Raw genomic sequence first — 17,358 nt, forward strand, 5'->3', positions numbered from 1 at the left:
AATTATTGTGAAAAATATATACAGTAAAACCCGAATCGCAAAACTACTAAAACACGATTCGGGTTTTGTATTATTTAGATTCTTTACCTTCTACAAAAAGCATGTCATTGCGTTTTACGTCTGTGTAAAGCAATGCATTACATACGGAAGCAGCGATTGGGCTACCACCTTTGTTGCCTTTTACAGTGATGTAAGGAACTGGGGATACTTCCATCAAATAATCTTTGGATTCTGCAGCACCTACAAAGCCTACAGGGATACCAATAATAAGAGCTGGTTTAATGCCTTCTTCAAGAGCAAGGCGCAACACTTCATACAATGCAGTTGGAGCATTACCGATAGCAACAATTTGTCCTTCTAATTGTTTGCCAAAGGTACGCATAGCTGCAATGGAGCGAGTTACACCTAACTCTTTAGCCATTTTAGCTACGTTTTCATCTTTAATTAAGCAGTGCACTTCATTACCGCGAATTTTAAGAGCTGGCTTAGAAATACCTGTGCGAACCATTTCTACATCTGTATAAATGTCTGCACCATTATCCAATGCTTCAATACCTTTTTGAACAGCATCAGGGCTCATTTTTACGAGTTGAGCATATTCGACATCACCAGACGCATGTACTGTACGAGATACTACGCGCACTTCATCATCTGTTAAGCCTAAATCCTTTACATAATCGTAAATGATTTCCATGCTTTTATCTTCAATAGCTTTAGGATTTTTAACGTAATCCATTAGTGTCCTCCCATAATTTAAAGAATTCATCATTTGATGATACCACGTGACTTTCAAGTTTAACACGCGGACGATCGATAACAATAACATGGATACCAAGATCCATAGCAGCTTGTAATTTTGTATCAGCACCACCTACAAGGCCAGAGTTTTTCATAACTACAACGCTTGCCTGTGTATCGTGGAACATGATGCGGTTCATATCATAAGAAAATGGACCTTGAACAGCAACAATGCGCTTAGGACTCACGTTGAGGTCTTCCATCATTTGTAACACCTCTGCAGTCGGCAAAATACGTGTCCATACTTCACAATCTTGTAAAGCATCAGATTTAGCAAAGATGTGCATTGTCTTACTACCTGTGGTCAAATACACATGTTTGTTATTTTCCTTTGCCAATTTGCCAGCTAAATTTGCGGCCTCTACCTCATCCACTACGATATGTAATTTATCATAATCTGGTAATGGTACCTCTTTACGTTCAAAGCGAACAAAAGGAATACCTTTAGCTTTTGCTGCATCTTGAGCCGTAGCTGTAACAATAGCAGCATACGGATGGCTCGCATCGATTAATAAGCGTATGTTGTGTTCCTTAATCAAATTTTGCATAGCCTCTTGGTCAAGGCGGCCAGTATGAACGGTAATTCCCTTATGGGCAGCAAGTTCTGCCCCATACTGACTCACAACAGTAACGAGAACCTCTTCACCTGTCCGTTCTTGAATATCTACCGCTAAGGTACGACCATCTAAGGTACCAGCGATGACCCAAATCATAATTTGTAGCCTCGAGGTGTAATCATGCGACCATTTTCAACATAGGTTTGGCTATTACCGATAATAACAAGTGTTTGCATATCCACTTCTTCGTTTGTGAAATTCTCAAGGTCAGAAATTACCATGTGTTGCCCTGGGCGACCTGCTTTTTGCACGATCCCAACAGGTGTTTTAGGATCGCGGTATTTAAGAACGATTTCACGAACTTCGTCTAAGTGTGTAACACGTTTTTTACTGCGTGGGTTGTACAAGGAGATAACCATGTCACCTTGCGCACAAAGGTCAGCACGTTTTTTAATTAAATCCCATGGAGTCATCAAGTCACTAAGAGAAATGACCGCAAAGTCATGCATCAAAGGTGCGCCTAAAACAGATGCTGCTACGTTTACAGCGCTAAGGCCAGGTACGATATCTACGGAAGGACGTTTTTCTGCTGGTACTTTATTAGCAAGTTCCAACACAAGACCTGCCATACCATATACGCCAGAGTCACCAGAAGACACAACTACGACTTGATGACCTTCTACTGCTAAATCAACAGCTTGTTGGCAACGATCCACTTCTTGCATCATGGCAGTGCCTACAGTCTCTTTACCTTCAATTAGGTCTTTAATCAAGTCAAGATAAGTCAAATAACCTACAACACGGTCAGCTGCCAAAATAGCTTCGCGTGCTTGGGGTGTCATGAACTCTTCATCGCCAGGGCCAATGCCGATTACTTTGATGTTACCTGTGCAATGGCTACCGTTGTTTTGGGATAAATTGTTTTGTGCTGTATTAGTGTTCGGCTCTTGGCCGCTAGTAATGCCGTTGTCTCGCATACGTTTCCTACTCCTATAGTTCCTTTTACAAAATTTGATTCTTCTAATTTTTCTTCTTCAATGAGTGGTGCCATATCGTCCTGCGTATAGAACACGATAGGCCACCCCATAATTTGCATAGCCTCTAAAAGGCCTACTTCATCTTGTTTTACGATGACCGATGCAGCCGTTACGAGGCTCTTTGGTGAAAGCTTATGTACTGCTAGCGATTGTTGAATGGCGTCAAGGATCAATTCCTTTGGTGTGCCTCGACGACAACCAATACCCATCGTATACGTACGAGGGCGCAAAATCAATTGATGAACATATTCGGTAATTACTTTGTCCGTAATGACTACGCGAGAAGAATCCTCTTCAGCGCTTTCATTTTTACATGGTGTTTCACCAAGTTGCTCCATAGAAACAACATGAACCGATCCATGTTCGCCAATATGAGCTTTCGCAGCTTGCTCTAAATGTGCTGCATTCGGTAAGCTTTCATCGATATAATAATCAATACACTCTCCCCCAACGATGGCAGAGTTCACATTGATTAAGGTTTGAAAATCATCTACCAACAAATGCTCGTGGCGCGCCAACACGTCAGGCGCAGGCAATCCGTTTACATCCGTTGCGGTTGTAATAACAGGGTCCGCATCGATGGCCAGCGAAATGGACTGCGTCCATTCGTTGGCGCCCCCAAGGTGTCCAGATAATAAACTGATTACATGGTGCCCCACTTCGTCCATTACGACTACCGCAGGATCCTTGGATTTATGCTCAATATATGGTGCAATCATGCGCACTACGATGCCAAGCGCCATAATGCATAATACTTGATCGTAATCCTTGAAAATCTGTCCAATATGATTTTTAAGGGAATCAAAATAAATAGCCTCACCACCAGAGGGACGGTTTTCTTTTTCAAAGCAATCCGCATGAGGTGCCACCAAAGACTTGATGCGTTGACCCAGCTTTGCTCCTCGTTCAGAAACAGAAAGAATAGCCGTTCTATTCTTCTTAGCTTCCGTCGTAGGCACAACAGTTTCTAGATTTTTCATATTACTAGTCCTTAGCACTGCGGTACATGTGAGCAAAGCCTTTGTCATAGAGTTTAGACAATTCGTATTCACTATCTAATACATGACTTACTACAATCATAGCTTGGCGCAATACGCCTTCTTTAGCTACAATATCCGCAATAGTTTCCAATGTGCCACGAATAATGCGTTGGTCTGGCCAAGAAGCTTTTACCACGATAGCCACTGGAGTCGTTTTGTCATAACCACCCTCGATGAGTTCAGCTACAACCTTATCTAACATTTGAACACTAAGGAAAATACACATTGTCGCTTCATGAGATGCTAACATGCGCAATTTTTCCTTTGGAGGCATCGGCGTACGGCCTTCCATACGCGTAATAATAACTGTTTGAGATACATTTGGCAATGTATATTCTTGTTTCAAAGCCGCTGCTGTAGCAAGGAAAGAGCTTACACCTGGCACGACTTCATAAGAAATACCCATGCCAGCCAATGCATCCATTTGCTCTTGAATAGCACCGTAAATAGCAGGGTCACCTGTGTGAAGGCGAACTACACGTTTACCAGCCTCAACGGCAGCTTTCATAACAGCCAAAACCTCATCAAGGTTCATAGTAGCACTGTTATGGATTTCACAGCCTGGTTTACAAGCCTCTAAAATAGCAGGGTTTACCAAGGAGCCAGCGTAAATAACAACGTCTGCCTCTTGCACTAAACGATATCCTTTGCGAGTAATTAACTCAGGATCCCCAGGGCCTGCACCTACGATATGTACGTCAACCATATTACTCTCCTTCTGCGATACGCGTTGCAGATACAATGAAAATTGGACTCAATGGGTCTAACAAATGATAGGGACCAGCCTTGCGGTAACGGCTGATGGACATTTGGTAACCTTCATACGTGAAAGGACGACCTTTCAACTCTTTCAAGATTGTATAACCTGTCTCCATCGTTACAGCAGTTACTACTAGACGGCCGCCTACTTTTAAAAGACGTTGCGCTTCATCCATGATGCCTGTCATACCACCAGCGCTACCTCCGATGATAACCGCATCAAGCTCAGGCAATTCTTCCATGCCTTCAGGAGCTTTGGATTTGATTACGGTCATATTATTTACATTGAATTTCTTTATATTCTCATTGATAAGGTCGATGCCTTTATCAAAGCGCTCAATTGCATATACATGCCCTTTAGGAGCTGCCAAGGCTGCTTCAATAGAAATAGAGCCCGTACCAGCACCTACGTCAAGGACTATGCTATCCTCCTCGATGCGTGCCTCATTCATAACGGCTTTGCGAATTTCGCATTTCGTCATCGGCACATCGCCGCGGATAAACTCCTCATCAGGAATTCCGAAAAAATGTCTCATCCTAGTACCACCATTACAGAATGACCAAAGCCTTCAAGCTCAGTTAACACCTCTAGCGTAGAGTCTACGATTTTTTCATCATCATAACTCAAGCGCTCAAGGGCTGCCGCTCTCGTTTCTTTTGGCCAACCTGCATCTATTAAAATACGCGCAATATGCGCTGGATTATATTCTGGGTCAGTTAAGAATCCCATCTTTTTACCTGCTTCATATACGAGTTTTTCGGGCGCCGGTTGACGACCGTGAAAGCTCATTAAATCCGCATCATGCCATACCTCATTAAGACGGGCAAAGGCAAAGGTCATAGAGCTAATGCCTGGCACCACCTCAATAGGGTTAGCAGTAAATTTTTTCTTTAAATAGGGCAATAAGCTATAATAGCCTGTATCGCCACTAACCATAACTACAACGTCATGGTCGTTGAGTTCACGCTCAATTTGCTCCGCTAATACGCTGAGCTTACCTGTTACAGGATATGTAGTTTGGCCAGGCTCTTGAAAGTCCTCTAAAGAACGTTCACTGCCTACCAATACTGTAGCATGTTTAATTAAATTAAGGCCTCTAGGCACCACATAATCAGGATTACCCGGACCAATGCCTACGATATACAAGGTATGTGCCAATGTTCAAGTTCTCCTATCTCTTTTGCATGCTTATCCATTGCCAAGATTTCGCCCTTTAAGGTCGTAATAATGATGCCCACCTCTGCTTCGTTAGCAATATAGCGCTCACTACGTAGAGATGCACGATCTACAACACGTTGGTACACACCAGTCAATCCTTCTCGCTCCAAGATAGGGAATGTAGACTCTGTGGTTTGGCAATTAAATAACTCTTCACACACCTCTTGGGATGCTCCTTCTAAAGCAGCATAGGCCACGATGCTTTCCATACGGCCATCACTCATGCGATTATGAGTATGGAAGCTACCACTAGCTAGTTTGATTAACTTACCGATATGACCGATGATTAGGATTCGCTTAAATCCAATCTGTACAGCCTTTTCTAGCATAAATCCGATAAAGTTACTCGTTTCTGCCATTTGGTTCTTATGAATACCTAATACTTGCTCTGCAAGATCTTGACCGATACGCCCCGGTACGAGAACAGCTGTTTCACATCCGTTAGCCTTCATAACTTTCAACTGTGGCACTAACGAGTTCTTAAACCCTTCTTCACTCATAGGCTTAACAATACCGGTAGTACCAATAATGGAAATGCCACCTTCGATACCAAGTGTATGATTTAATGTTTTCTTAGCTAATACCTTACCATTAGGAACACTAACGGTTACCGTCACACCTTGACCATGGACACAATGTTCTTCAAAAACTATTTTCATCATTGCCCGGGGCCCTGGATTGATAGCCGGTTCTCCTGGTGGCATAGCAAGGCCTGGTTTCGTTACAGTACCTACACCAAAGCCGGCTCGGAATCGCAGTTCACCAGTATTATCAAGGGTCACTGTCGTTTCCACATCATTGCCATGAGTTACATCAGGATCGTCACCGCCGTCTTTCATGACGGTCACCTTCGCCTCTGTATCGGATATAATCTCTACCGCTTTAATAGGAACCTCAATGTACTGCCCTTGAGGGTTCTCAATGACCACTTGGTCCACAATATTCTTATCTAAGAGGGCCAATAAACCAGCTTTCATACCTGCCGTAGCACATGAACCTGTGGTATATCCACCCTTCATGTCCTCCACTTTCATAAGGCCTCCTACACTGATAGTATTAGAGACTCAAACGAGTCTAACTAACCTATCCTATGGACATATAGTATTAAGAACGGAAGTTAACGAATTGCAATTCTACAGGGATATCCAATTGTTTTAGCATTTGGATTACTGCTTGCAAATCATCTTTATCCTTACCAGATACGCGCACTTGATCCTCTTGGATAGATGCTTGTACCTTAATTTTCATGTTTTTAATTGCTTTTACTACTTCTTTAGCATTTTCTTTAGTAATGCCTTTTTTAATAGTAATGATTTGGCGAACTGTTGCACCTGCTGCTGGTTCAACTTTACCGTAGTCAAGATTTTTAATTGCTACGTTACGTTTAACCATCTTGCCTTTTAAAACATCGATAATGGCATTCAATTTATATTCATCATCACCGATGATTTTGATAGTGTCGCCTTCAAGACTAATTTCTGCTTTAGAGCCACGGAAATCATAGCGCGTACCAATCTCTTTTTTCGCTTGGTTTACCGCATTATCCACTTCCTGCATATCCACTTCAGACACAACATCAAAGGAACAATCTTTAGCCATTTTATACCTCCTACACCTGAACCTGTTGGGCATAAGGTTCATAGCATTACTTTCATCATCCTCATATTCCAAGTGAAAGTGTAAAACTACACCAAATCGGAATACATCTCTATAATTATACCTTAAAATACGCTTATTTTCTAGGTAAATCGATTTTCTTAATTATAATTGTTAGCTATGTATTAATAAGGTTTTTATAAGTATAGTAAAAGTTCTCTAATACGGTTATGCAATACACAAGACAAATAATAAAAAAACTAGCAACATACATAATATATGTACATTGCTAGTTTCTGTATAACGATATTACGTTGTATTTAGTTTATAGCTAAGAACTATAACTAAAATACTAATTAAGCCAAAACTAAAGACAATACAAATTTAAAGGAATTCTACAACCAATTATATTATAAAACGTTTACCGCATCATATGTAGGTTGTACAAGCCATTCGCCTTTGGAGTTCATAATTCCCCATTTGCCTTTAGACTTAACAGAACTGAAACCATGGTTAAAGGACTTAGCGTCTTCAATAATTTTGTTTGTATCTCTAAATAAAATATGACCATTATTATCTATGATTGTATAGCCCTCTTTACCAGTATGAACCCATGTTACAGTATCATTGTTGAACGGTTCAATAGTTGCTTCTGTTTGAGCAGAATACAAGGATTTACCACTATTCATATCGATAAGGTTTTTAACATGATCTTTCACAACTACTAAACGATCAGTCCCTGCAAAGGAAATAGAATCATATTTGAAGGTTACTACTTGCTTACCTGTTGATACATCGAAAATGCCCCATTTCTCAGTCTTATTGTCTCTTAACGCTAATAGACCATTTAATTTATCCATTTCACCTGCATCGTAATCGCCTGGTTGAATAACAACTTCACCTTTACGGTTCACAAAGTATAAGTTACCAGCATCTTTGATTACCGTACCATAAGCTGTGATAGGCCATACTTTATCTTTTTTGCTGTCGATTACGATATTACCAGAACGATCGATATAGCCACGTTTTGCACCATCATAGGCAAAACCACCTACGTGATAATGTTGACCACCTAAAAGCGCACCTCCAAGGATACCGCCCACGATGAAGCCCCCTACAAGACCACCTAAATTAAAGCCACTCACGGAGCGGCGGTATTCAGCCAGACCATTACGGTATCTATATACCTCTTTAGATGGAGCATTAAATAATTCTTTACCAGTACCATCAATAGCTACGATTTTACCTTTAGCATTCTTAACAAAAGCACGGTCTTCGCTAAATCCAGTCACGATTTGACGGAATTGTGGAGCAATCACTACTTTATCATCAGTAGTTTTAAAGCCATATTTACCTTTTTCTTTAAACTCTACATAAGAATCACTTGCATACTCTTGAGTTGCTTCTTGTTTTACACGTTCTTTTAAAGCTTCCTCTTCAGAGATTTCTACACCCTTAGGGGTAACCCAAGTGTCTGTTTTCTTATCTACTTGAGCTAACACATTGCCCGTTTTATAATCAACATCTTTAATTTCTTTATATTTAGGCTCAATAGCAACGGTACCGTCTGGACGGATAACACCCCATTTACCACCTTGTTTCATAGCTGCCAATACACCATGTTCAAGGACTTCGTCATTTTTGAAAGTAGTGCCTTTACCAGATTTTAAAGATTTAGGTGCATTGCGATAAGGGTTTAATGCGCTCGCCACATCAGCTGCGATATAACCAGAAAGTGCACTACGCTCTTCAATTTTTTGAGGAGTCATAACGCCTACACTAGCTTTTGTACTTTTAGTGGAGCTAGAGCTCTCTGTACGCACAGTAGAAGTTGATGTAGTTGTTGTATGTTGCTCACGAGTAACACGTGTACTAGTAGATGTTGGTGTATCGTGGTTTGTTACCGTTGTGCTACTAGTAGATGTTGTAGTAGATGCCGCAAAAGTTGTTGTAGACATAGCCGCTAACACACATGCGACTAATACAGATTTCTTGTTAATATTCATAAACCTCTCCTTTTATAGAATAAGCTATAACCATACAGTCGTTAACATACATATATAGTTCATAAAATATACTGTTATAACTAAACACACAGTTTTACAGTAAAAAAAGTTCACACATAAATAATGTATAAAATTTAATAATTCAAATTATACTATATGGACCTTCATAAAAACAACGAATTATGAAAAATTCTTCATTTATATTTTATTTGTTATAATAATACGTATGAAAACAGCAACAATAATCGACTTAATTGTAGATTCTGGTGTACACACACAATCTATAAATCATGTTATAAAACAACAGCATATCTCCCAGCGCATGAGACGACGTTTACGAAGTGATGGCATCATAACAGTTAATGATAAACCTGCTACCTGGAATACGCTTATTCACGGTGGTGATCATCTCATTATGAAATTAACACCAGTGCAAGAGTTTAGTTTAAGCCCTATGGAACTAGATATCATATATGAGGACGAATATATTTTGGTCATTAATAAGGTGGCTGGTATTCTTATGCACCCTACTTCTACCATACGAGATCATACGCTGGCAAATGGTGTACTTCATTACTACCAAGAAACAAATCAGCATTATGATTTCCATCCCGTACACCGATTAGATAAGGATACCTCAGGTATTGTCATCATTGCTAAAACATCAGTGGTCCAACATGCTTTTGATAAAAAACACACTCATTTTTATAAAAGCTACGACGCCATTGTAGAAGGATATCTCCCTTCTATGCGTATAAGCATTAACTGGCCAATAGGACGTAAACCAGGGAGCATCATTGAGCGTTGTTGTACAAACCAAGGAAAGCCAGCTCGTACGGATATAGCAGTAATTAGTAAACATACAAGTAAAATTAGCTATTGTAACAATAACCCTACAGATACGGTTAATAATAGTAATATTTGTCCAGCTAACAGCTCTCTAATAGCTTATAATCACTTTACTCATGTGCAATGCTTATTACACACAGGGCGCACTCATCAGATTCGAGTTCATTTATCTCAACTAGGGTATCCACTAGCTGGTGATGACTTATACGGTGGTCATCTAGAATCTATTCAGCGCCAAGCACTGCATGCATCGCGCGTAAGCTTTTACCATCCCATAACAAATGAATGGCTTGAACTGCATGCAAAAATGCCAGAAGATATGAAAGTCTTGCTAAACGATTGAGCAAATTTAAAGCCACTAAATAAATGCTAACACACAGAAATAACCCACATGGGTCACAAAATAAGACGAAATTTATGCATAAGTTATACAAAAAATATTGGCCCTTTATAGTGTTTCTTGATATACTTAACTTGAATTGATATATGATTGCAATAACAGAAATGCATCTAGTTCTTACAAGCTAGAAATATTAGCAGTCACGGTATTAATAACATGATATAACAGGCCCTATGGCCAAGGAGGACAACATGCCATTAGTTACTACTACAGAAATGTTCAAAAAAGCCTATGAAGGCGGCTATGCTGTTGGCGCTTTCAATGTAAACAACATGGAAATCGTACAAGGTATTGTAGATGCAGCAAAAGAGGAACAATCTCCTCTTATCTTGCAAGTATCTGCAGGCGCACGTAAATATGCAAAACATATTTACCTTGTAAAACTTGTGGAAGCCGCTCTTGAAGACAGCAATCTACCAATCGCTCTTCACCTTGACCACGGCGATTCCTTTGAAATTTGTAAAGACTGTGTAGATGGTGGTTTTACATCTGTTATGATTGATGCATCTCATCATGATTTCGATGAAAACGTAAAAATCACAAAACAAGTTGTTGAATATGCTCACGCTCACGGCGTTGTAGTAGAAGCAGAATTGGGCCGTTTAGCAGGCGTTGAAGATGATGTAAACGTATCTGATGCAGATGCTCGCTTTACTGATCCAGAACAAGCTGCTGAGTTTGTCCATCTTACAGGTGTAGATTCCTTAGCAATCGCTATTGGTACTAGCCATGGTGCATACAAATTCAAAGGCGACCCTTACCTCGATTTCGATCGTTTGAAAAAAGTGGGCGAATTATTGCCTAACTTCCCAATCGTATTGCATGGGGCATCCTCCGTATTGCCTGAATTCGTAGCAAAATGTAATGAATTTGGTGGCAACATCCCTGGTGCACAAGGCGTACCTGAAGAAATGCTTCGCAAAGCAGCTCAAATGGCGGTTTGCAAAATCAATATTGATACAGACCTTCGCCTTGCTATGACTGCATCTGTACGTGAATACTTGGCTCAAAACCCATCTGAGTTTGACCCACGTAAATATTTAGGACCTGCTCGTGATGCTATTAAAGGCATGGTAGCTCACAAAATCAAAAATGTATTAGGTTCTTCTAACAAACTATAATCAATGGCTAGTGGATTTTTAAAAGGAACCTTAATTTTAACAATTGCCGGTTTCGTAGTGAAAGCCATCGGTAGTATCAACTGGATTCTTCTATCCCGTATCTTGGGTGGTGAAGGCATCGGTATCTACCAGATGGCCTTTCCTATCTATTTGTTACTATTACAAATTTCGAGCGCAGGTGTGCCGATTGCCATCTCTATTTTGACGGCAGAACGATTAGCTTTACACGACTTTGGTGGTGCTAAGAGAGTATTCAATATTTCTTTTACAATGTTGACTATAACAGGTTTTATCGCCAGTCTTGCCATGTACTTTGGTGCAGATTGGTTAATCTCTAGTGGTCTCATTGCTGAAAGCCGTGCCTACTACTCTATCATCGCGCTCGCTCCGGCAGTATTCTTTGTAACATGGATTTCCTGTTTCCGCGGGTATATCCAAGGCTATGAAATGATGACGCCCACAGCGATTAGCCAAATTGTAGAACAATTGCTACGGGTTATCGTTATGCTCGGTGCTGCTGCTATTTTATTACCTTACGGTTTACCAGCCGCAGCAGGTGGTGCTAGCTTGGGTGCAGGTGTAGGTGCTTTTGGAGCCTTCCTGGTGCTGTTGTATTATTACTACAAATTACCTAAGGCTAGTAGTACTGGTGAAAGCTATGATGGCCCTCGTGAATCAGCTAAAGAAATTTTGTCACGACTCTTAACATTGTCCATACCAATTTCCTTAGCAAGTATCATGTTACCGTTGACGGCGAATCTCGACTTGCTTATCGTACCACGTCGCTTATTAGATGCTGGGTTCCCAATGAACGAAGTAACAGAGCTCTTCGGTTACCTTACTGGGATGGCGGTGCCACTCATCAACTTGGCTACCATCATTACCGCAGCCCTTGCAACAAGCATTGTACCAGCTATCTCTCATGCCTTTGCAAAACGCGATCATCAAGGTATATATGATCGCACTGCAGGCTCTATGCGACTAACATTTATGGCAACCGTACCATTTACAGTGCTATTGTATGTACTGGCTGCCCCCACCGTTACACTGATTTACAATGCGCCTAAGGCAGAACTAGCAACGCAAATCACGGCGTTCTCTATATTCTTCCTAGGTGTACATCAAGTAACAACAGGTATCTTACAAGGTCTCAACAGGCCACGTATTCCAGTCATTAATATGGGGATTTCCCTCATAATCAAAGTCATCCTTAACTGGACACTGACTGCTATTCCTTGGCTTGGCATCGGCGGTGCCGCTTGGGCAACTGTTGCTGATATAGGCTTTGCGGCATTACTTAACTTGATTTATATCAAAAAATACACAGGCTACTTCCTTGATATTTCTCTACTTTGGAAAAACGTGGTCAGTGCCGGTGTTATGGGCGTACTCATTTTCATGAGTTACCACTATTTAACAGATATCTTACCAATGTGGGCTAACTTTATACTCACTGGTATTGAAGGATTACTATTGTACGTAATTATCATGGTTCTTTTAAAAGGCCTTAATAAAAACGATGGTGCTAGCATGCCTCTAGTGGGCAGATTCTTTAGATAAGCTATATATACTTACATAAAAATAGGTTCCTAATAGTCACCGATATGACCATTGGGAACCTATTTTTTATTTACTTATTTTAATCTTCTCCTTATTTTAAGCCTGTATACCTATCATTGTTAAAATTTCCATTATAATTGGAATTACTACAACAAATAGTATGGTACTAATCATGACTAGACCTGTAGCAAATGGTAAATCAGCTTTTGATTCATTAGCTACAATTGGCAATACTGCAATAACAGGTCCTGCTGATTGTACAACAAAGGTAATAATTGCAATTGGTTCTAGAACAATGCCTGCTCCATATTGTAAAGCCGTAATCAAACAGAACATGATAATCGGGGAAATAACAAATCGTCCTATAATCCCACCAATGGAGTCTTTATTTAAACGCATGCTTTTTAAGCCCGCATCATGAAGTACAATACCAATATAAATCAAGGATAATGGGGTTACCATATCGCCTAAGTAATTCAAGGTAGTATGCAAAATTGGAAGTAAAGGAATTTCAAAGAACAAGAAAATTAATGCCACAAAAAAACCTATCAATGGTGGGGGTAATAACTTCTTCCAATTAAATTTAGGCTTCTTGCTTTTGCCTTCAGTAGATACTGAACTACTATTTAAACTATCAATCTTATGGAGGCCATTATTAAAATCTGCTTCAGAATTTGGCAGTGGATCTAGTTCTATAAGGAATACCCCTACCATCCATACGGAAATAGTGTTACCGATGTAATATAACAGGAAATACGGCAGCGCATCTTGCCCAAAGAGTGCGATTTGCACTGGTAACCCAATAAACAAGCAGTTATCATTTACTACCATATTGATAAAAATACCACGTCGTCCTCTAGGAACTTTCAGCATTTTCATCATAATGAACGCTACGATATATGCAATAACATATGTTAGGACAACCACTAACATGCCATATCGTAAATTCCATATATCTGAAGTATGTAGGTGATGTAATACAGATACAAATACTCCCGCTGGTAATGCAACCGACATGATAAATCGCGATAAATTACCACTAAATGTGGGATTAAACATACCCCTCCCTTTTAATATATATCCTAACAAAATAAGTAGCACAATAGGTATGATACTTTGCAAAGATGTTAGAAAAACCATAGTAAACCTCCCGTACAGTTCATTCGTAGTTTATCATATCATGTTTCGCAATAAACTTATACAACTATATCTTGAAAGAAAATATAGTAAAATGTATCAACTTTAACATATTTTCTCTATTATAAGTCTTATAATTATATCTATTAGTAGTGTTTTTATCCATAAAAATCTGATACACTAACATCAGGTTGTACAGATTTTTACACATATGAGGTGATATTATGACGAAACCATTTATTGGCATATCTGGCAATATCTTACGAGATAATGGTGGTCCTTACGTAGATTTATTGCGTTCTTACGTAAACCAAGACTATCCTCGTTCTATTGAGGAAACTGGTGGCATTCCTGTTATAATTCCATTTACCGAAAATCTTGATGTAGCTCGCGAAACGGTAGCAAAGCTTGACGGCTTACTATTATCCGGCGGTCATGATGTATATCCCCTTCACTATGGAGAAGAACCTCTGCAAGGTCTTGGTGATGTATTTCCGGAGCGCGATCAATTCGACTTTGCTTTAATTAAAGCAGCAGAAGAAAAACAAATTCCTATCTTTTGTATCTGTCGTGGCTTACAAATCTTAAATGTTTATCGTGGTGGTTCTTTATTCCAAGACTTAAAATATGATCAAAACTGTACAATAAAACACTCTCAGAATCAAACACCTTCTCTTGGCACCCATACTGTAAAAATTGATTCCAAATCAAAACTAGCTGGTGCTATAGGTTGCAATACTTGGATTACGAACTCCCATCATCACCAAACAGTAAAAAATGTTGGTAAAGGATTACAAGTTGTAGCAAGAGCTAAGGATGGTACTGTAGAAGGTTTAGAGGATCCAGCCTATCCTTGGTTAGTAGCCTGTCAGTTCCACCCAGAAATGATGTCTACAAATGATGAAAATGCAAAATGTTTATTTACTGCATTCGTAAAAGCAGCTCAAGAAAATATAACTAAATAGTAGGAAGATTGTATCATGAAAGAAACAGGAAAATTTGGCTTTTGGAGTATTGTACTCCTTGGCATCAATGGTATTGTAGGGACAGGTATTTTCCTACTGCCTAATAAAGCATATTCCATAATTGGTTCCGCTAGCCTAGGTGTACTCTTATTTGACGCCGTTATCGCAGGTTGTATCGCCCTTTGCTTTGCTGAAGCAGCCAGTTTATTTACACGCAATGGTGGTCCTTACCTTTATGCAAAACATGCATTAGGTGATTTCTGGGCCTTTGAAGTAGGCGTTCTAAAATGGATCGTCACCGTTATTGCCTGGGCGGCTATGGCCGTTGGCTTTGCTACCGCATTAGGTGCTGCATTACCAGCTTTAAGTGGTGATTTTGCAAAGGATGTCATTTCATTTATCTTAATTGTAGGACTTACCATTGTAAATATATTTGGTGTTAACGTATCCAAATTCGTTAACAACTTAATCACTATTTCTAAGCTAGTCCCTCTTGCCCTATTTATTGCAATTGGTATTTTCTTTATAAATGGAGCTAACTTTACACCAGTCTTTCCTCAAGACGTCTATGTAGATGGATCATTTGCTCAAGCTGCGGTTCTTCTATTCTTTGCCTATACAGGGTTTGAAGTTATTGCCATTGCTGCAGAGGATATGAAAAATCCTAAAAAGAATTTACCACGTGCTATTATCATGTGTATGCTACTTGTATCCATCCTGTATATGGCAATCCTCGCCGTATCTATTGGCGTACTTGGTACTGACTTGGCAAATACCAAGGCTCCAGTACAAGATGCATTCAACGTAATTGTTGGACCTATTGGTATGTATATCGTATTAGTAGGTACCTTAATCTCTATGGGTGGTATCAACTTTGCTGAAGCTTACTATGCGCCTCGTGTGGCAACATCCATGGCGGAAGATGGTATGCTACCAAGTGCTTTGGCAAAACGTAATCGTTATAATGCACCATATATAGCAGCTATCGTTACTGCCATTGCCAGTGTATTACTTGCCTGGTCTGGTTCCTTTACAACACTAGCAGCCATTAGTGCGGTATCTCGTTTTACACAATACCTACCAACGTGTTTGGCTGTTATTATCTTCCGTCGTAAATGGGCAGACAAAGCTCGTTCCTACACAATCCCTGGTGGCTACTTAATCCCAGTCATCGCTATCGGCACATCCCTATGGATGTTAGCACAAGCTCAAACTAACCAATTATTATGGGGTCTAGGTGGCTGTATCGTAATCTTGCCATTCTACTACTCCTATTGGAAAAAGAAAAAAGCTGGTCTCATTAAAGACCATGATGAAATGTAAATAATACAAAAAACTACCAGTTATTCACAATATCTAGTGACTTATCCTTTCATAGTAGAAGGTCTGTTTAAAAGATATATGTTTAACTGGTAGTTTTTATTTTATCTATTAATCGTAATTAAATTAGCTCTATCAAAAGAGTCGTATCGACTAATATAGATCCTCTTCTATAATAGTGTCCTTCGTTAAGTCCTCTTCGATATAACCAACTTCATCGGTAGCTTCGTCTTCGTCACGTGTATCAATATAGATACTAATAAGGGCTAATGCGCCTTCTTCATTGAGGGTTGCAATGGTACTCATAGGCCCATAGGTTAAAATAAGACCATCTTCTTCATCGCGAATGATATGAGGCACCGCATCAAAGTGTTGGTTCATTAATTGATCAAAGTAATCCTCTACATCTAGGCCGCTTTCAAGGGTTATAGATTCAGCATCGCCTTTTTGGAATACAACGCGTGTGTCTTCATCGATATATTGATAGAAATCGTCTACATCAACATTCGCGGTTTCAAGCCATATACTAAGGGCTGTAGTCCAGTCTTTCACAGTAGTAGGCGCAGAAATAAAGGCATATTCGCTTTCATCAGTGCCAAAACGAAGATCATCATACTCGATACTATAATTTTCTTGGCTTGAAACGATACGATCTACAAGTCCTTCATCATTTACGTCTACAAAAATCATGTACACGTAATTATCGTTACTTTCATAGGAAACGGTTAAACCATGACGCCCCTCGTGAAATAGCGCATCCTCCTCATACACATCGGTAATATGCATGACCTTGCACGTAACAGGTACATTATCAGCCTTGATGGACTCAGTCATAGAGGACAAAAACTCAACAGTTTCATTGCGGTTTCGTCCAATGATGCCACGGCCTGTAGACAGATACTCACAATCTTCACTTAACATATGTTCAATACCGTGAATATCTGCGGATTCGAGAATAGATTTTATCAATAAAAGAGCTTGTATTTCAGTCATT

At 39.8% G+C, this 17,358-nt stretch carries 17 protein-coding genes; 5 read left to right on the plus strand and 12 right to left on the minus strand.

The window, feature by feature from the left end; all coding sequences use genetic code 11:
* Window positions 1-70 precede the first annotated feature (70 nt).
* The 10 genes from B1A77_RS08890 to B1A77_RS08935 form a co-directional block, all read right to left on the minus strand.
* On the minus strand, window positions 71-736 hold the full coding sequence (locus tag B1A77_RS08890; RefSeq protein ID WP_004696261.1) for a precorrin-8X methylmutase: 666 nt from the start codon (window positions 734-736) through the stop codon (window positions 71-73).
* Window positions 723-1,511, minus strand: coding sequence for a precorrin-6A reductase (gene cobK / locus B1A77_RS08895; protein ID WP_004696263.1), 789 nt, complete (start codon window positions 1,509-1,511; stop codon window positions 723-725). Before cobK ends, B1A77_RS08890 begins: the two co-directional genes overlap by 14 nt.
* Window positions 1,508-2,197: a precorrin-3B C(17)-methyltransferase gene (cobJ, locus tag B1A77_RS08900; protein WP_004696265.1), complete on the minus strand. Its 690-nt coding sequence runs from the start codon at window positions 2,195-2,197 to the stop codon at window positions 1,508-1,510. The genes cobK and cobJ overlap by 4 nt, the downstream gene beginning before the upstream one ends.
* Before the next feature lie 29 nt (window positions 2,198-2,226).
* The gene (locus B1A77_RS08905) at window positions 2,227-3,372 is read right to left on the minus strand and encodes a cobalt-precorrin 5A hydrolase (RefSeq protein ID WP_004696267.1); all 1,146 of its coding nucleotides are present in this window, start codon (window positions 3,370-3,372) and stop codon (window positions 2,227-2,229) included.
* Window positions 3,373-3,376: 4 nt separating this feature from the next.
* Window positions 3,377-4,138 carry a precorrin-4 C(11)-methyltransferase gene (cobM, locus tag B1A77_RS08910; RefSeq protein ID WP_004696269.1) on the minus strand — a complete coding sequence of 254 codons (762 nt, stop codon included), beginning with the start codon at window positions 4,136-4,138 and terminating at the stop codon, window positions 3,377-3,379.
* A gap of 1 nt (window position 4,139) precedes the next feature.
* On the minus strand, window positions 4,140-4,727 hold the full coding sequence (cbiT, locus tag B1A77_RS08915) for a precorrin-6Y C5,15-methyltransferase (decarboxylating) subunit CbiT (RefSeq protein WP_004697307.1): 588 nt from the start codon (window positions 4,725-4,727) through the stop codon (window positions 4,140-4,142).
* Window positions 4,724-5,350, minus strand: a complete 627-nt coding sequence (gene cbiE, locus B1A77_RS08920; RefSeq protein ID WP_012864531.1) for a precorrin-6y C5,15-methyltransferase (decarboxylating) subunit CbiE — start codon at window positions 5,348-5,350, stop codon at window positions 4,724-4,726. Before cbiE ends, cbiT begins: the two co-directional genes overlap by 4 nt.
* Entirely contained in the window at window positions 5,326-6,444 is a 1,119-nt protein-coding gene (cbiD, locus tag B1A77_RS08925) for a cobalt-precorrin-5B (C(1))-methyltransferase CbiD (RefSeq protein WP_077708523.1), read from the minus strand. Before cbiD ends, cbiE begins: the two co-directional genes overlap by 25 nt.
* A 70-nt stretch (window positions 6,445-6,514) precedes the next feature.
* Window positions 6,515-7,009 (minus strand): YajQ family cyclic di-GMP-binding protein, encoded by a 495-nt coding sequence (locus B1A77_RS08930; RefSeq protein WP_004696277.1) that lies wholly within the window; start codon window positions 7,007-7,009, stop codon window positions 6,515-6,517.
* Window positions 7,010-7,416: 407 nt separating this feature from the next.
* Window positions 7,417-9,012, minus strand: coding sequence for a WG repeat-containing protein (locus tag B1A77_RS08935; protein ID WP_077708524.1), 1,596 nt, complete (start codon window positions 9,010-9,012; stop codon window positions 7,417-7,419).
* Between the two features lie 226 nt (window positions 9,013-9,238).
* On the opposite strand from B1A77_RS08935, the gene B1A77_RS08940 reads away from it, so the two are divergent.
* From B1A77_RS08940 to B1A77_RS08950, 3 genes are all read left to right on the plus strand, one after another.
* Window positions 9,239-10,204, plus strand: coding sequence for an RluA family pseudouridine synthase (locus B1A77_RS08940; RefSeq protein WP_077708525.1), 966 nt, complete (start codon window positions 9,239-9,241; stop codon window positions 10,202-10,204).
* Window positions 10,205-10,452: 248 nt separating this feature from the next.
* Window positions 10,453-11,382, plus strand: coding sequence for a class II fructose-1,6-bisphosphate aldolase (fba, locus tag B1A77_RS08945; protein ID WP_077708526.1), 930 nt, complete (start codon window positions 10,453-10,455; stop codon window positions 11,380-11,382).
* A 3-nt stretch (window positions 11,383-11,385) separates the two neighbouring features.
* Window positions 11,386-12,942: a putative polysaccharide biosynthesis protein gene (locus B1A77_RS08950; protein ID WP_077708527.1), complete on the plus strand. Its 1,557-nt coding sequence runs from the start codon at window positions 11,386-11,388 to the stop codon at window positions 12,940-12,942.
* Between the two features lie 96 nt (window positions 12,943-13,038).
* On the opposite strand, the gene B1A77_RS08955 is transcribed toward B1A77_RS08950, so the two are convergent.
* Window positions 13,039-14,082, minus strand: coding sequence for an AEC family transporter (locus tag B1A77_RS08955; protein ID WP_060918796.1), 1,044 nt, complete (start codon window positions 14,080-14,082; stop codon window positions 13,039-13,041).
* Window positions 14,083-14,303: 221 nt separating this feature from the next.
* Between B1A77_RS08955 and B1A77_RS08960 the strand changes: the two genes are divergently transcribed.
* Window positions 14,304-15,044, plus strand: a complete 741-nt coding sequence (locus B1A77_RS08960) for a gamma-glutamyl-gamma-aminobutyrate hydrolase family protein (RefSeq protein ID WP_077708528.1) — start codon at window positions 14,304-14,306, stop codon at window positions 15,042-15,044.
* Between the two features lie 15 nt (window positions 15,045-15,059).
* Complete coding sequence (locus tag B1A77_RS08965; protein WP_077708529.1) at window positions 15,060-16,367, plus strand: APC family permease; 1,308 nt, start codon at window positions 15,060-15,062, stop codon at window positions 16,365-16,367.
* A gap of 150 nt (window positions 16,368-16,517) precedes the next feature.
* Here the strand turns inward: B1A77_RS08965 and B1A77_RS08970 are convergent, their stop codons facing one another.
* Window positions 16,518-17,357, minus strand: a complete 840-nt coding sequence (locus B1A77_RS08970) for a hypothetical protein (RefSeq protein ID WP_077708530.1) — start codon at window positions 17,355-17,357, stop codon at window positions 16,518-16,520.
* Window position 17,358: the final 1 nt, after the last annotated feature.

Origin of the sequence: Veillonella parvula (assembly GCF_002005185.1) — a bacterium.
GTDB lineage: Bacteria > Bacillota > Negativicutes > Veillonellales > Veillonellaceae > Veillonella > Veillonella parvula_M.

What these genes read in the sequence shown, in the direction of transcription:
- B1A77_RS08950 (WP_077708527.1), top strand. Translation starts at nt 11,386, where the DNA reads ATGGCTAGTGGATTTTTAAAAGGAACCTTAATTTTAACAATTGCCGGT.
- cobM (WP_004696269.1), bottom strand. Translation starts at nt 4,138, where the DNA reads ATGGTTGACGTACATATCGTAGGTGCAGGCCCTGGGGATCCTGAGTTA.
- cbiD (WP_077708523.1), bottom strand. Translation starts at nt 6,444, where the DNA reads ATGAAAGTGGAGGACATGAAGGGTGGATATACCACAGGTTCATGTGCT.
- B1A77_RS08940 (WP_077708525.1), top strand. Translation starts at nt 9,239, where the DNA reads ATGAAAACAGCAACAATAATCGACTTAATTGTAGATTCTGGTGTACAC.
- B1A77_RS08960 (WP_077708528.1), top strand. Translation starts at nt 14,304, where the DNA reads ATGACGAAACCATTTATTGGCATATCTGGCAATATCTTACGAGATAAT.
- cobK (WP_004696263.1), bottom strand. Translation starts at nt 1,511, where the DNA reads ATGATTTGGGTCATCGCTGGTACCTTAGATGGTCGTACCTTAGCGGTA.
- B1A77_RS08930 (WP_004696277.1), bottom strand. Translation starts at nt 7,009, where the DNA reads ATGGCTAAAGATTGTTCCTTTGATGTTGTGTCTGAAGTGGATATGCAG.
- fba (WP_077708526.1), top strand. Translation starts at nt 10,453, where the DNA reads ATGCCATTAGTTACTACTACAGAAATGTTCAAAAAAGCCTATGAAGGC.
- B1A77_RS08965 (WP_077708529.1), top strand. Translation starts at nt 15,060, where the DNA reads ATGAAAGAAACAGGAAAATTTGGCTTTTGGAGTATTGTACTCCTTGGC.
- B1A77_RS08935 (WP_077708524.1), bottom strand. Translation starts at nt 9,012, where the DNA reads ATGAATATTAACAAGAAATCTGTATTAGTCGCATGTGTGTTAGCGGCT.
- cobJ (WP_004696265.1), bottom strand. Translation starts at nt 2,197, where the DNA reads ATGACACCCCAAGCACGCGAAGCTATTTTGGCAGCTGACCGTGTTGTA.
- B1A77_RS08955 (WP_060918796.1), bottom strand. Translation starts at nt 14,082, where the DNA reads ATGGTTTTTCTAACATCTTTGCAAAGTATCATACCTATTGTGCTACTT.
- B1A77_RS08970 (WP_077708530.1), bottom strand. Translation starts at nt 17,357, where the DNA reads ATGACTGAAATACAAGCTCTTTTATTGATAAAATCTATTCTCGAATCC.
- B1A77_RS08890 (WP_004696261.1), bottom strand. Translation starts at nt 736, where the DNA reads ATGGATTACGTTAAAAATCCTAAAGCTATTGAAGATAAAAGCATGGAA.
- cbiT (WP_004697307.1), bottom strand. Translation starts at nt 4,727, where the DNA reads ATGAGACATTTTTTCGGAATTCCTGATGAGGAGTTTATCCGCGGCGAT.
- B1A77_RS08905 (WP_004696267.1), bottom strand. Translation starts at nt 3,372, where the DNA reads ATGAAAAATCTAGAAACTGTTGTGCCTACGACGGAAGCTAAGAAGAAT.